Genomic DNA, 14,992 nt, shown 5'->3' on the forward strand with positions numbered 1-14,992 from the left:
AGTCACATTATTTTCATGTATATTTATAGATGGGATGAATCTTCCGTCCTTACAAAAATATTAACCGTTTACAAGGACGGGCAATATTACATCAATGGGGGTATCAAAAGTGATACAAAATGGGGAATCTGCACAACAATTTTGGCGACAGATTTACGGACCAAACAGGGGGTATATCGAAGAGCAATACGAATTGTATAAAGAAGACAGTGAGGCTGTGGAAGCTTCACTACAAGAAATTTTTAATACATATGGAGCACCTTCATGGCTGTACAACGGGGATACTCGTACTGCAACACAAGCAGGAACCGAGGCAGTAAATGACGTTGATATGAAAAAAATTACCTCAGCTTTGAAATATGTTGAGGCTATTCGTCGTTACGGGCATACTGAAGCTGATATTTATCCTGTTGGTGGCTATAAAGGTGGAGATGACAAATATTTAGATGCAAGCACGTATGATTTAACCGATGAAGACTTAAAAGAAATCCCAGCTAAATGGTTATGGGATAAAGCACCAGCCGGTGTGGATAATGGTTTGGAAGTAGTGGAACGTTTAAAGAAATATTATACAGGAACCATTACCTTTGAGTATGAACATGTTAACAACCATGAGGAAAGAGAATGGTTTATTAATTTAATAGAATCAGGGAATGCAAGAGTTGAACCGACAGATGAGGAAAGAAAACGATTATTGAAACGTCTCGTTGATGTGGAAGGATTTGAAAACTTCCTCTCTAGAACATTTGTAGGACAAAAACGTTTCTCCATTGAAGGATTAGAAGTAATGGTGCCGATGATTGATGAAGTTGTCAATCACGCAACACAGGAAAGTATTGAAAATATCATGATGGGAATGGCCCACCGTGGCAGGCTCGCTGTTCTTGCGAAAGTTCTCGGTAAACCATATGATAAAATATTCTCGGAATTCAACTATTCATCTGATAAAGAATTAATGCCTTCAGAGGGCTCCAAGTCCATCAGTTATGGTTGGACGGATGATGTGAAGTATCACTACGGAGCAACGAAAGCATATCCGAGTGATAAAGAAGTAAAAACGAAAATTACATTAGCACATAATCCTTCCCACTTGGAATTTGTTAACCCGGTAGTCGAAGGATTCGCTCGTGCGGCTCAAGATGATCGTTCAGACAGAGGATACCCGAAACGAGATCCGAATAAAGCGGTTGCAGTTTTGATTCACGGGGATGCAGCTTTCATCGGAGAAGGCGTTGTTGCAGAGACGCTCAACTTATCCAATCTTCCTGGTTATAACACGGGAGGAAGCCTGCATCTTATTGCGAACAACCTTGTCGGTTATACAACAGACCGAGAAGATGGGCGCTCGACGCGTTATGCAAGTGACTTGGCGAAAGGATTTGAAGTGCCGGTTATCCGGGTGAATGCGGATGATCCGATATCTTGTATTTCTGCGATTAAAATTGCCTGGGAGTACCGTCAGAAGTTTAAGAAAGACTTTGTGATTGATCTCGTCGGTTATCGCCGTCACGGTCATAATGAAATGGATGAACCGCGTACAACGCAACCGAAACTATATAAAGAAATTGATAATCACCCACCAGTCGCAAAAATCTTTGCCGGGCGCTTAGAGGAAAGAGGAACGATTCGTAAGGGTGAATATGAGAATTTACAAGAAGAGATCTACAATAAATTATATGGAATCTACAGCAAAATGAGTGAAACCGAAATCGGTACACCGGAACCACCAACAATGCCAGAATACTTGTTAAATGGATTGGATAACCATAATACAAAGGTGGATGAGGTCGTATTAAAAGAAATAAACGAAGAATTGCTAGAACGTCCAGAAGGTTTTACAGGCTTTAGAAAAACAGAGCGTGTTTTGAGTCGCCGTGCAAAAATGCTTGAGGATGGTAATGTACTTGATTGGGGCGCAGGAGAAGCATTAGCATATGCTTCGATCGTGCGTGATGGTATTCCGATTCGTATTACGGGTCAAGATACGGAACGTGGTACATTTGCACACCGTCATATCGTTTTACATGATGTTAATACGAATGAAAAATATAGTCCGCTGCATGGTTTGAAAGATGCGAAGGCTTCGTTTGATGTACGGAATAGTCCTTTATCAGAAGCTGCAGTTCTTGCGTTCGAATACGGTTATAGTGTTTATTCACCAGATACACTCGTAATCTGGGAAGCGCAGTTCGGAGACTTTGCGAACGTTGGACAAGTGATCTTTGACCAATTTATTTCTTCCGCACGGGCAAAATGGGGAGAAAAATCCAATATGGTATTGCTCCTGCCACACGGTTATGAAGGTCAAGGACCAGAACACTCTAGTGCGCGATTGGAACGATTCTTACAATCTGCAGCAGAGAATAACTGGATTATTGCAAACGTCACTTCATCAGCACAGCTTTTCCATATTTTACGGAGACAAGCTGCACTAAGAGGCCGTGTGGAGGCTAGACCATTAGTAATGATGACACCGAAGAGCAGTATGATTCGGAATCCTAGAATGGGAGCAGAAGCGAAAGAGTTTTCGAATGGGAAGTTTATGCCATTACGCCAGCAGCCAAACTTTGAACCGAATCGCGAAAAGGCAACACGTCTTCTAATCGGTAGTGGTAAAGTAATGGTTGATATTGAAGAAGAAATGTCCGAGTCAAAAGAGAATTATAACTGGCTGCAAATCTTGCGAGTCGAACAGCTTTATCCATTCCCGCAGAAAGATTTGAAAGCTGAATTGGATAAATTACCAAACGTGAAAGAAATTGTATGGGTACAAGAGGAACCAAGAAACATGGGGGCATGGGATTTCGTCGATGATTATTTACGAGATCTATTGAAAGATGATCAAACATTACGTGTAATTAGCCGACCTAGAAGAGCTGCACCAGCAGGAGGAGTACCAAGCTTCCATAAAGCAGCACAAAGCAAAATTATTAAACAGGCATTAACACAAAACTAAGGAGGAGTTACTGGTGCAAGATATCAAGATACCAGAATTAGCTGAATCAATCACAGATGGTACAATCGCAGAATGGCTAGTTAAAGAGGGGGACAAAGTAGAAAAGGGCGACCCGCTCATTGAACTTGAAACGGATAAAGTAAACATTGAAGTTAACTCGGAATTTGCTGGAGTAATTACAGAAATACTTACACCGGAAGGCGAAGATGTAACAGTAGGAGATATTGTTGCAAAACTTGATGAGAATGGGGAAGCTGGAGCAACGAGTTCATCAGAACAGAAGCAGGAAGAAACTTCTGCCAAAGAAGAGGCCCCTGCCACTAAAGAAGAAACGAAAGCATCGGAAACAGAGCAAACAGAAGAAACAAATGCAAATGGTGTAATTGCTTCGCCGGCAGCGAGAAAACGTGCGCGTGAATTAAATATTGATTTAAGCACAATCGCACCTGTTGATCCATTGGGACGTGTACGTCCAGAAGATGTTGAGCGGGCAGCACAACAACAGATTGAAGCAGCTGATAAAGCGAAGAAACAAGCAGACGCGGCACCAAAACAAGAAAAAACAGAATTTAGCAAGCCTGTTGAACGCGTTAAAATGACGCGCCGTCGTCAAACAATTGCAAAGAACCTTGTAAATGTCCAGCAAGAAGCGGCGATGCTTACAACGTTTAATGAGATCGACATGTCAGCAATTATGAAATTGCGTGCAGAGCGTAAGGATAAATTCCTTGAGAAAAACGGAGTAAAACTTGGGTTCATGTCCTTCTTCACGAAAGCTGTTGTCGGTGCGCTTAAAGAATTCCCATTACTGAATGCGGAAATTCAAGGCAACGAATTAGTTCTTAAGAAATTCTACGATATTGGAATCGCAGTATCGACGGAAGAAGGGCTCGTCGTTCCAGTTGTGCGTGACGCAGATCGTCTGGATTTTGCAGGAGTAGAGCGAGAAATTATGAATCTTGGTACAAAAGCAAGAGAGAATAAACTAGCTTTATCCGACCTGCAAGGAGGAACATTCTCGATTACAAATGGCGGTATTTTCGGGTCAATGTTATCCACCCCGATTCTGAACGCACCACAAGTAGGGATTCTCGGTATGCATAACATTGTAAAACGTGCGGTTGTGATGCCGGATGATACGATTGAAGTTCGCCCGATGATGTACTTGGCACTTTCTTATGATCATCGTATCGTAGATGGTAAAGAAGCGGTGCAATTCCTCGTACGTATTAAACAAATGCTTGAAGATCCATACGATCTCTTGCTTGAAGGTTAATAGATTAATTGAAATGTTAAAGCGAATCTTTCAGGGACTACTCCCGAAAGATTCGCTTTTTTTCATTCCTCTTCCTTTTTTATCTCATTTCAGATAAACTAATTGAAGGAAATGGCATTTTATGAAGAGAGGGAGAGCGTTAGATGAAGAATGATAAACGCATTCTTTTCACCGGTGGAGGAACTGCCGGTCATGTAATTGTGAACTTAGCCCTGATTCCAGTTTATCAGCAAGCTGGTTGGGAGATTGATTATATCGGTTCCTATGAAGGAATCGAACGAGATTTAATTGAACCATTGGACGGTGTCACGTACCACCCGATTTCAACTGGAAAGTTAAGACGTTATATGTCAATTGATAATTTTAAAGATCCTTTTAAAGTATTGAAAGGGACTATGCAGGCTTATCGTATTATCGGTAATAGAAAACCTTCCGTCATTTTCTCCAAAGGTGGTTTCGTTTCTGTTCCAGTCGTGATTGCAGCTAAACTGCGAGGCGTTCCTGCTGTCATTCACGAGTCGGATTATACGCCCGGACTTGCCAATAAATTATCGATTCCGTTTGCGAAGAAAGTGCTTGCTACCTTTGAAGAAACACTTGAATTTCTTCCAGAACAAAAACGAGAATATGTAGGTGCGGTCATTAGGGAAGAACTCTTCACTGGAGAAAGAGATAAAGGACTGAAATTCACCGGGTTGAAAGGAGAAAAACCCGTTCTGCTCATCATGGGTGGAAGTGGTGGTTCGGAAATGATAAATGAAGCAGTGCGAACCAATATACAGAAACTGTTGCAGCAATTTGAAATTATTCACATTTGTGGTCAGGGGAAAGTTGATACTTCTCTTAACTCCCTAGGCTATGCACAATTTGAATATGTCCATGGAGAATTGAAAGATATCTTTGCTGCAACTGATTTTGTTCTTTCCCGTGCTGGGTCGAATGCAATATTTGAATTTTTAGCATTGCGTATCCCAATGTTGCTCGTTCCATTATCACTTGAAGCAAGCAGAGGAGACCAAATTGTCAATGCAAGGTCATTTAAGGAAAAAGGGTTTGCTCGTGTACTTCAAGAAGCAGAAGTAACAGCAGACAAACTAACAGAAGAATTACTTCAACTTGTGAAAACAGCACCAGTAATTCAAGATAAAATGAAACAATTTGAACCAGGAGCAACCCGTGAACGTGTGATTGAGATTATTAAAGAAGTGGAGAAAAAATAGAAAAATGGGTAACTGGAATAGTCATCTACTTTTCAGTTGCCCATTTTAAATAAACTTGAAATTCGACAAATTTATCACTGAAATGATAAATTTCATGGGTAATTAGTATGGTGAGTTCGTCATACGCAAGTAGTATTTTTAGCAAAATTCCAAAACGGACTTGTGTTATTGAAATTGTTGGCGTATGATGAAGGGGAAAATTAAATAAGGGGTGAGAAGATGATGAGAAAAATTGTTCGAAATTGCCGATTATGTCAAGAATCGATGGATAATAGTCCTTTTATGTTGTGCCAGACATGTCTTAAGGAAAGCGAACAAGTTTGGAATTTCATCAAGAAGAACCCTTATGTCTCTATAAAAGATATAGCTGTAGCTACAGAAGTGAGTTTTGTGAAAGTAGAACGAATGATTAATTATGGAAAGGAACGACAGCAACGTGTAATAAAAAGACAATAAACGATTGTCGATTCACTTATATGAAAATGTTATTAGAATAACTCAGGGAGTCTTGAGATATTCTTTTTTTGTGTCAAAAACTTTGTTGCAGTAAAGCGTTATTATAGCAAATTAAAAATAGATTGACTATTAAAAATCAAGATACTATACTTATTACGGAATCATAAATATTACTTTCTATTCCATTAACCCGATACACACGAATCATCAACCACCCGTGTGTTTTTTATTATGTTCGCTTTCATTCAGCCGCTCAGCAGGTGCGAGAGGTGTCTGGACTGCGGACCTCCAGAAATGAGTTTCGGACACTTACGCTGAATGAAAGTGAGCTGCAGTTTTATTAGAAGTGAAGAAGGTGGAAGGATGTTTGCAGTTTTTAAGAAATTGGATTGGTTCTTTAAATATTATTGGAAGCGTTATAGTTTTGCCGTTATTGCTTTATGTACGGCAAGCGCAATCGGTTTAGTACCGCCGAAGCTAATTGGATTTACGATTGATCAGATTCACTATAATACATTAACAATGGAGTTGCTTCAGTCCATTATCCTTCTCCTTATCATTTTGTTAGTTGCCCATTACACGATTTCTTTTTTATGGGATTATACATTATTTGGTGGGGCAGTGATTCTTGAAAAATGGATGCGGACGAAATTAATGACGCATTTTTTGAAAATGACTCCAACCTTTTTTGGAAAATATCGGACGGGTGACTTGATGGCGCGGTCGACAAATGATCTAAAAGCAATCAGTCAAACGGCCGGATTTGGTGTGTTGACTTTAGTTGATTCTAGTATTTTTATGTTAATGATTATTGCTATGATGGGGTTTACAATCAGCTGGAAACTGACGTTGGCAGCATTGTTGCCATTACCGGTAATGGCAATTGTCATGAATAAATATGGTGCTGCGATTCACGCGAGATTTATGAAAGCCCAAGACGCATTTGGGGAGATGAATAATGACGTACTTGAATCGATCCGCGGGGTACGTGTCATCCGGGCATTTGTCCAAGAAGTTCAAGAGCTGCAACGGTTCGATAAGATGACAGAAGATGTCTATCTCAAGAATATGGAAGTGACAAAAATCGACGCTTTATTCGAGCCGACGATGAAAATTCTTGTTGGGCTATCTTACACGATTGGTTTAGGGTATGGTGCATTTCTTGTCTTTGAAAACCAATTGACACTAGGAGATTTAGTAACATTTAACGTTTATCTGGGAATGCTTATTTGGCCGATGTTTGCAGTCGGGGAGCTGATAAATATTTTACAGCGAGGTAATGCATCTCTTGACCGTGTAAATGCTACATTGGATTATAAGGCAGACGTTACAAATCCGGAAACAGCTCAGAAAATCAATAGCGTCTCCAGCATTAACTTTAAACAAGTTTGTTTTTCCTATCCAGGTACGAACTATCATCAACTGTATGATATTGACTTACATGTACCGAAAGGAGCGACAATTGGTGTCGTTGGGAAAACTGGAGCAGGCAAAACTAGTCTCTTCAAACTAATGCTTCGGCAGTATCCCGGGATGCAAGGGGAAATTGTAATATCTGGAATTCCAATTGGGGAATTAAATTTAGCAGAACTGCGCAGTTGGATTGGTTATGTTCCACAGGATCAAATGATGTTTTCCAAAACAATCCGGGAAAATATTCAATTTGGTCATTCAGAAGCTACCGATGAACCGATTTATCGGGCTTTAGATCTTGCCTGCTTCTTAGATGACCTGAAACAGCTTCCAAATGGACTCGATACGGAAGTTGGTGAGAGCGGTGTAACCTTGTCTGGTGGTCAAAAACAACGGGTTGCCCTCGCTAGAGCCTTCGTTAAAGATCCGGAAATACTCATACTTGATGATTCCTTGTCAGCAGTTGACGGAAAGACGGAAGCAATGATAATCAAACATTTACGTAACGAGAGAAAAAGTAAAACGACATTCATTGCTGCGCACCGCTTATCAGCTGTTACACATGCTGACCATATTATCGTTCTTGAACGAGGAAAAATTGTGGAAGAAGGAACACATGAAGAACTGCTAAAAAGTAATGGCTGGTATAAGCAGCAGTATGAACAGCAACAGCTGGAAGAAACGGAGGTGGGTGAATAGTGAAAAAGTCTACAACAGAAAGACGGCTTTTCGGTTATGCACTGCATTATAAGAAAGGTATCTTGCTTGGTCTAGTCTTTCTTGTAATTGCGGTTGGTCTAGAACTTGCAGGACCACTGATTGCAAAAACAGTAATCGATGACCATATTCTAGGAGTGGAAGGATATTGGCAGGCAGTAACAGAGGATAATGACCGTTATACGATCGAGCATGATGACAAGTTTTATAAACGGGTGGATCGTTTGGCTCCAGCCGATGATCTCGTTGGTGATCCGCTTACGTTAATGCAAATCGGGATCTCTTATTTTCTTATCGAAGACGAAGTCCCCTTACAGGGAACAAGAAATGTTTCGGATGACATGATCAATATTCAGCTAGGTGAGGAAACCATGCAATATGATGCAACAAGACTGGACTTAAGTGAATCATACGCTTTCTTTTATCCGGAACAGCGTCCAATCATTTTCTTACTCGTTCTTTACATGGTGCTGCTGCTCATTGCGGGGGTGTTTAAGTTTTTTGAAACTTTTTTACTGCAACAGGCATCCAATCAAATTATTAAAAAAATGCGGATGGATTTATTTAGTCATATCCAACGAATCCCGATCCATTATTTTGTCGACCGGCCAGCTGGAACTATTGTTGCACGGATAACGAATGATACAGAGGCAATCCGAGATTTATATGAGAGGGTCTTGTCGATTATCGTTTCCAGTTTCGTTTATATGACGGGGATTTTTGTTGCTTTATTCATTTTGGATGCAAAATTAGCGTTGATGTGTCTCCTTATTCTTCCGCTCATTTATCTCTGGATGAAAGGATATCAATACTTCGGAACGAAATATAATAAAGTTATTCGCAAGACAATCAGCGATATGAATGGAAAGATTAATGAAGCAATCCAGGGAATGACGATTATTCAAGCATTTAATCAGGAGAAACAGACCCATGAAGAATTCGAACAATTAAATGAAAGACATTATACGTACCAGAAGAAATTAGTCCGCTTAAGTGCCCTCACATCATATAATTTAGTGACGGTTTTTCGTAATCTCACCTTTGTTGGATTTATCTGGTATTTTGGTTCCGGTTCTCTTGATATAACAAGTGTAATATCCATTGGAATGTTATATGCATTCGTTGATTATATTACGAGGCTTTTTGAACCGATGACAGATATTGTAAATCAGCTCCCATTGATCGAACAGGCAAGGGTAGCTGGCCAAAGGGTATTTGAACTAATGGATTACGAAGGAGAAGCCCTTGAGACAAAAGGAATTCAAAGATACAGGGGGCATGTGAGGTTTAATCATGTAACCTTTTCCTATAACGGAGTTGATAATGTATTAAGAGATATTTCTTTTGAAGTGAGGCCTGGCGAGACAGCAGCCTTTGTTGGCCATACCGGTTCAGGAAAAAGTACGATTATGAACTTGCTCTTCCGTTTTTATGATACGAACCAAGGTACTATATCAATTGATGGGTACCCTGTAACAGATTGGTCCCGTCAGCAAGTGAGGAGTCATATGGGAATCGTACTCCAAGATCCTTTCTTATTCACTGGTACAATTTTAACAAATGTCACGATGAATGACCCGCGTATTTCAAATGAGCAGGCAAAGCAAGCATTAGAAGCCGTTGGGGCCGCAAACTTTATAGAAAGGCTACCTGGCAAATATGACGAAATCGTAACAGAGGGAGGGGGGACTTTTTCATTAGGTGAACGGCAGCTCATCTCCTTTGCCCGTGCGCTCGTATTTAATCCCGCGATATTAATATTGGATGAAGCAACTGCAAATATGGATACAGAAACAGAAAGTATTATCCAGCACGCATTAAACGTTCTGCAAGAAGACCGGACGACACTTATCATCGCCCACCGGTTATCAACGATCCAAGAGGCAGATATGATTTTCGTCCTTGACCATGGCACTGTGAAAGAGCGGGGGAACCATGATAAACTAATTAAAGAGCAAGGACTTTACTATCAAATGTATCAGATGCAGCAAGGCAGAACACGAGCGATTGTGTCATAGGCGGGGTGCATAATGGAAAAGAAGGATCAAGAAGAGAGAGAGATAGATATTATTGATACTGATTTATATGAAGAAATTGCTGAGGAAGAATTATTGGAGCTGGTGGAAGAAGAACGACAAAAGGCACTGCAGCGTGCGAAGGAACGAAGAGAAGCCCCAGCGAAAAGTATTTTTCCAAAATGGGTCTTCTGGGTGATAGCGGTAGCGATGCTGTTTAATGTCATTGCATTACTTCCGCAAACATTCTCTATCCCAGCGATTGATTTCTTGCGCACATCGATGAAATTATCTCAGCAGGAAGATATTCAAGCATATAAAGAAGCTGTTGTTGTAATTGAAACGACAGATGGGAAAGGGACTGGTTTTTCCATTAATGATAATGGGACAATTATTACGAATCATCACGTTATTGAAGGGGAGACATTCGTTACGGTAGCTTTCCCAGAGCACGGCCTTCTTCATGGGGAGGTTATTGCAAGTTATCCAGACGTTGATTTAGCCATAGTGGAAACGAACGGAGAAGATCTCCCGCATCTCACGCTCGCAGAAACAACAACTTTTTCAGAAAATGAAAAGATTAACTTCATCGGCAATCCCCTTCGTTTTAATGGGATAGCTAATGAAGGAACCATTATCGGCTATACACAGTTATCCAGTTGGGATCAGCCTGTTTTAATGATTCAGGCCCCGGTTTATCGGGGGAATAGCGGCAGTCCGATTATTACGGAAGAAGGAGAAGTAATTGGTGTTATTTTCGCAACGCTGAATCATGATATCCATGGAAGGGTCGGTTTATTCATACCAATCGATTATTATTATGACTATGTGAATTAGTTTAATCACTTCATCAACGGGTAAGAAACAAGTAGAAGATAAACCGTGATGGAGGCGAAGATTATGTATCATTTTACATCTGTGTTACAGACGTATAACATTGATGCAACGGATGGGGAAATGGGTAAAATTAAAGATATATATATCGATGATAACGATTGGAAAATACGCTACGCCATTGTAGATACGAGGAAATGGTTGCCTGAACGGAAAGTGTTGCTCCCGCCAAGTATTTTTATCGGTGTGAATCCGGAGAATGAATCAATGGAAGTGGAGTATGATAAAAGTACGATTAAAAACAGTCCGCCAGTACCAGAAGGAACGGATTTAACGAGAGATAAGGAAAATCAGCTTTTTAAATACTTCGGCTGGACGCGTTACTGGTCAGATGATGTGATCTTAAGTGGTGAAAAACGACCGCTTGGCAGAGTGGGAAGTAATGAAGAAGAATGGTATGAGAGAATGGAAGATCCGCTTTACGATGCGGACGAAGGGGAATTAAGAAGACATCACCGGGATAATAATTTGCGCAGCCATGAAGAAATCATGAATTCCCGTGCCCATGGGAAAAATGGCAAACTTGGTAAAGTCGTTGATTTTATTTATGATGATGATTGGAAAGTGAAATATATTGTCCTTACGAGCAATAATGTCATGACGAATGATTATTATCCTTATCCGATTGAACGCATCACTTCTGTGGATTGGTTTGAAGGCGATGTCTATCTTGATGAAACGGTCGAACAATTTGCTAACAAGACGAACTACCCAAGTAATGAAGATATATTAAAAGCACTCCAATGAAAAAGAAGCACAGGCTTAAAAAAGGCCTGTGCTTCTATTATTTCAAAGGAGACGTCTTGCTCCAGCGCCCAGCGACTAGCGGATTTCCTTCACCTCCGTACGATAAGTCAACATCAGCTCCCTTTGGTCGCTGTGTTTCCTATATCTCCTCCGGCTCAGTCCAATCCGTATGTCGCGAAACGGGCGCCTCCGCATTTGAAGAAGTAACACATTTTTAATCGGGCTGTAAACCGCTTGAGATAGAAAAACGGTAAGATAAGTAATACATAAGTCATAAAGTTTGTTGAAAAAAAGAGAAAATAAACTGGTGGGAGATACATGATAAATATATTTTTATATAAAAAAGAAATAAAATTAAAACAAATACATACTACACCCGAAAAAACAATCAAAGAAACGAAATTTATAATACCAGGAGGTGCTGGCGATGGAATTATCTAACGAGACTGGCCAGGTACCCCTGGAAGACATCGTGATTCAAGTACAACAAGGAGATAAAGAAATGCATGATTATCTTCTGAAGTCGTATCAGCCGTTCATGGTAAAAGTTGTATCACAAGTATGCAAACGTTACATAGACCCATCTCGGGATGATGAATTCAGTATTGGTTTATCCGCTTTTAATGAAGCGATATTCTTATATTCACCAACAAAAGGGTCGTCTTTCCTTTCCTTTGCTAAATTAATTGTTTCACGCAAGGTAATCGACTACATCCGGTATAATGCAAGACGCCAGCATGTCATCTCCTTTGATCAAACGTATGATGAAGAAACGATGGAGAATCCAGCTGAAATCTCTGCTGTTATCGAACAATATCAGGATGAGCAACTGGCGATTATTCGTCGGGAAGAGACACTGGAATATCATCAGAGACTGAAGGAATACAACTTATCTCTTCTTGAATTGACTGAAATTGCACCGAAACATCGAAATACGAGAGAAACATCTGTACAAATTGCTCGTATGCTCATAGAAGATGAAGAACTAAGAGATTATGTAAAAACAAAGAAAAAACTTCCGATTAAAAAATTGGAAAGTCGCGTATCTGTAAGTAAGAAAACATTAGAACGAAACAGGAAATATATCTTAGCGATGTTTATCGTCTTTGATGAAAACTTCTTATATCTAAAGGAGTACGTAAAGGAGGGGTAGCAGTGAGGAAAGGAATCATCATGGAGAAGCATCGGAATTTTGTCATTGTCCTTACTGCTGATGGCTCCTTTGAAAAAGCTGTTCCCTTTAACGATAAAGCTTCCATTGGCGAGGAAGTTTATTTTGACAAGTACATACCAAAAACACGTTCCCGTAAAATAAAGATTTGGCGGATGAGGTTTATTTCTTTATGCCTTATATTCACACTAGGCATATTCACCATGCTATATTTTACAGAAGAAGAGGAAACTTATGCTTACGTGAATATCGATATTAATCCGAGTATCGAATTGAAAGTAGCTAAGAATATGGAGATTATTGACATTACCCCTCTAAATCAGGATGCAGAACATATCGTGTCGCAATTGAATAAATCGGAAGAAAGGGATCTACAAGAAGTGTTAACGGAAATACTCCTTAGCTGTGATCAATTGGAAAGAAAAGAGATTCTTATTGGAGTCAGCTATACAACGGATGAAAAAATGGGAATTACAAATAATATCAAGGAATATTTTCAAACAATAGATACAGACTGGCAATTCATTGCCTTCCGTTTACCAGGTGAAGTAAGGGAGCTTGCGGTAAAAAATGAAATATCAATGAATGAAGAATTCGCAACACTTATACAGTCCAATCAAAAAGAGCTGCTTGATACGATTGATATTGACGAAGATAAAATGGATAAAATTCATTCATTTTATTATACAGATGCAGTCCCTGAAGAATCCTTACAAATAGAAAAATTAAATAAGAACGAAAAATATTAAAAAAGTCCAAACACTTTAGGATAAGTATTTGGACTAAAGTATTTTTCATATCTCCAAATAAATTGTAGCTTCTTCATTATTTCGCATTGCGTGATCGAGATAATAAAGCAATTGATCGTGTGAACGCATAATTTTCTTCTCATCTAAAGAGTAATGGAAGGCATTTAAAAACTGTTCAATTTTTTTTGATAAGAAGTCATCATCTGTACGAACCATCAAAACTAATAACTCATCCCATTGTCCCCATAGTGTATAATACAATGCTTTATCATAATCAGGAATCATCTTTCTCCTCCTAACTCTCAGCAGTTAGTTGTATTGTTCCCAGTTCCATTTTTACCTCCCACCTACAAATATGGTCTCTGTTCCAAAAAAAGGATTACCGAAAATCAGCATAAACTCATTCGTACGTAACATACTAAGGACAAATAGTGAAGGAGGTTATTTACGAATGAAGTGGAAATTATTGAGTATATTTGCTGTGCTTGTGCTAGCTCTAATGGCATGCCAAGGCACGGACAATGCAGATCGGGGTACGGATAATCCGAATATTGATCCAACAACGAATCGGAATACCGGTGATGGAATTACTAATAATGACAGGGATTATATGATGGAACGTGATGCAGACAGGAATCAGGACAGAGTGAGAGATGGTAACTGGGATAACGGTGATGATAATCAAATGAATGGCGATCGCGATGGTGATTCTCGTTATGAAGTCGCTGAAGAAGCTGCAGATAAAATTACCAATGCCATTGATGAAATTGATAATGTATACGTCCTGACCATGCAACGCAATGCATATGTCGCAGCGAATTTAGACATCGAGCATGATAATCGCACAGAAAATCGCAATCAGAATAACCGCTATGGTGATAATGATGAATTATCAGATGAGGTAAAGGATAAGATTGGAGATATCGTTCGTTCTGTTGACGGAGATATTGAGAATGTTTATGTCTCAACAAATCCCGATTTTCTTGATTTAGCCACGAACTACGCTGATGATATGGACAGAGGTCGTCCAATCGGTGGATTCTTCGATCAAATCGGTACGATGGTTGACAGACTTTTCCCTGAAAATACGGAACGATAAACCAAACAAGAAGCATGCTGACCACTCAATCAGCATGCTTCTTTTGCTTTCATATAGCGTAAGAATTTTGCGCATTCTCTTGGCTAGATTTCTAATCGCCGTTCAGTTGCCCGGTGGACGGATAGCACATCCTTAGGCACTGCTAGAGCTCCTCCAGGGTCGTGCTGTTCCCGCAGGAGTCACCGTCCACCGGGCAACTGAACTGGTATAGATGATTATTTTAAATACAAATTATCCCGTTACGATAAGGATTATACCTTTCTAGTACATTAAACAGTG

General features: G+C 39.8%; 13 protein-coding genes. 12 read left to right on the forward strand and 1 reads right to left on the reverse strand.

What is annotated here, in order from left to right; all coding sequences use genetic code 11:
• Positions 1 to 109 precede the first annotated feature (109 nt).
• From LZD48_RS02405 to LZD48_RS02450, 11 genes are all read left to right on the forward strand, one after another.
• Positions 110 to 2,956 carry a 2-oxoglutarate dehydrogenase E1 component gene (locus tag LZD48_RS02405; RefSeq protein WP_235761139.1) on the forward strand — a complete coding sequence of 949 codons (2,847 nt, stop codon included), beginning with the start codon at positions 110 to 112 and terminating at the stop codon, positions 2,954 to 2,956.
• 13 nt (positions 2,957 to 2,969) lie between these two features.
• On the forward strand, positions 2,970 to 4,232 hold the full coding sequence (gene odhB, locus LZD48_RS02410; RefSeq protein WP_235761140.1) for a 2-oxoglutarate dehydrogenase complex dihydrolipoyllysine-residue succinyltransferase: 1,263 nt from the start codon (positions 2,970 to 2,972) through the stop codon (positions 4,230 to 4,232).
• A 143-nt stretch (positions 4,233 to 4,375) separates the two neighbouring features.
• Entirely contained in the window at positions 4,376 to 5,452 is a 1,077-nt protein-coding gene (murG, locus tag LZD48_RS02415; protein WP_235761141.1) for an undecaprenyldiphospho-muramoylpentapeptide beta-N-acetylglucosaminyltransferase, read from the forward strand.
• Between the two features lie 219 nt (positions 5,453 to 5,671).
• On the forward strand, positions 5,672 to 5,908 hold the full coding sequence (locus tag LZD48_RS02420) for a hypothetical protein (protein ID WP_235761142.1): 237 nt from the start codon (positions 5,672 to 5,674) through the stop codon (positions 5,906 to 5,908).
• Positions 5,909 to 6,271: 363 nt separating this feature from the next.
• Positions 6,272 to 8,020: an ABC transporter ATP-binding protein gene (locus LZD48_RS02425; protein ID WP_235761143.1), complete on the forward strand. Its 1,749-nt coding sequence runs from the start codon at positions 6,272 to 6,274 to the stop codon at positions 8,018 to 8,020.
• Positions 8,020 to 10,056 (forward strand): ABC transporter ATP-binding protein, encoded by a 2,037-nt coding sequence (locus LZD48_RS02430; protein ID WP_235761144.1) that lies wholly within the window; start codon positions 8,020 to 8,022, stop codon positions 10,054 to 10,056. Before LZD48_RS02425 ends, LZD48_RS02430 begins: the two co-directional genes overlap by 1 nt.
• 12 nt (positions 10,057 to 10,068) lie before the next feature.
• The gene (locus LZD48_RS02435) at positions 10,069 to 10,890 is read left to right on the forward strand and encodes a S1C family serine protease (protein WP_235761145.1); all 822 of its coding nucleotides are present in this window, start codon (positions 10,069 to 10,071) and stop codon (positions 10,888 to 10,890) included.
• Between the two features lie 63 nt (positions 10,891 to 10,953).
• Complete coding sequence (locus LZD48_RS02440; RefSeq protein WP_235761146.1) at positions 10,954 to 11,694, forward strand: PRC-barrel domain-containing protein; 741 nt, start codon at positions 10,954 to 10,956, stop codon at positions 11,692 to 11,694.
• Between the two features lie 318 nt (positions 11,695 to 12,012).
• Complete coding sequence (locus tag LZD48_RS18685) at positions 12,013 to 12,135, forward strand: hypothetical protein (protein ID WP_255770361.1); 123 nt, start codon at positions 12,013 to 12,015, stop codon at positions 12,133 to 12,135.
• Entirely contained in the window at positions 12,122 to 12,847 is a 726-nt protein-coding gene (sigI, locus tag LZD48_RS02445) for an RNA polymerase sigma-I factor (protein WP_235761147.1), read from the forward strand. The genes LZD48_RS18685 and sigI overlap by 14 nt, the downstream gene beginning before the upstream one ends.
• A 2-nt stretch (positions 12,848 to 12,849) precedes the next feature.
• Positions 12,850 to 13,614, forward strand: a complete 765-nt coding sequence (locus LZD48_RS02450) for an anti-sigma factor domain-containing protein (protein WP_235761148.1) — start codon at positions 12,850 to 12,852, stop codon at positions 13,612 to 13,614.
• Positions 13,615 to 13,659: 45 nt separating this feature from the next.
• Here LZD48_RS02450 and LZD48_RS02455 read toward each other — a convergent pair whose 3' ends face one another.
• Positions 13,660 to 13,899, reverse strand: coding sequence for a YhdB family protein (locus LZD48_RS02455; protein WP_235761149.1), 240 nt, complete (start codon positions 13,897 to 13,899; stop codon positions 13,660 to 13,662).
• 166 nt (positions 13,900 to 14,065) lie between these two features.
• On the opposite strand from LZD48_RS02455, the gene LZD48_RS02460 reads away from it, so the two are divergent.
• Entirely contained in the window at positions 14,066 to 14,713 is a 648-nt protein-coding gene (locus tag LZD48_RS02460) for a YhcN/YlaJ family sporulation lipoprotein (protein WP_235761150.1), read from the forward strand.
• The last annotated feature ends 279 nt before the right edge of the window (positions 14,714 to 14,992 follow it).

The organism is Oceanobacillus alkalisoli (assembly GCF_021556485.1).
Classification (GTDB): Bacteria; Bacillota; Bacilli; order Bacillales; family Amphibacillaceae; genus Oceanobacillus; species Oceanobacillus alkalisoli.

Coding starts and splice junctions, on each gene's coding strand:
- murG (WP_235761141.1), top strand. CDS start 4,376: ATGAAGAATGATAAACGCATTCTTTTCACCGGTGGAGGAACTGCCGGT.
- LZD48_RS02420 (WP_235761142.1), top strand. CDS start 5,672: ATGATGAGAAAAATTGTTCGAAATTGCCGATTATGTCAAGAATCGATG.
- LZD48_RS02425 (WP_235761143.1), top strand. CDS start 6,272: ATGTTTGCAGTTTTTAAGAAATTGGATTGGTTCTTTAAATATTATTGG.
- LZD48_RS02435 (WP_235761145.1), top strand. CDS start 10,069: ATGGAAAAGAAGGATCAAGAAGAGAGAGAGATAGATATTATTGATACT.
- LZD48_RS02440 (WP_235761146.1), top strand. CDS start 10,954: ATGTATCATTTTACATCTGTGTTACAGACGTATAACATTGATGCAACG.
- LZD48_RS18685 (WP_255770361.1), top strand. CDS start 12,013: ATGATAAATATATTTTTATATAAAAAAGAAATAAAATTAAAACAAATA.
- sigI (WP_235761147.1), top strand. CDS start 12,122: ATGGAATTATCTAACGAGACTGGCCAGGTACCCCTGGAAGACATCGTG.
- LZD48_RS02455 (WP_235761149.1), bottom strand. CDS start 13,899: ATGATTCCTGATTATGATAAAGCATTGTATTATACACTATGGGGACAA.
- LZD48_RS02460 (WP_235761150.1), top strand. CDS start 14,066: ATGAAGTGGAAATTATTGAGTATATTTGCTGTGCTTGTGCTAGCTCTA.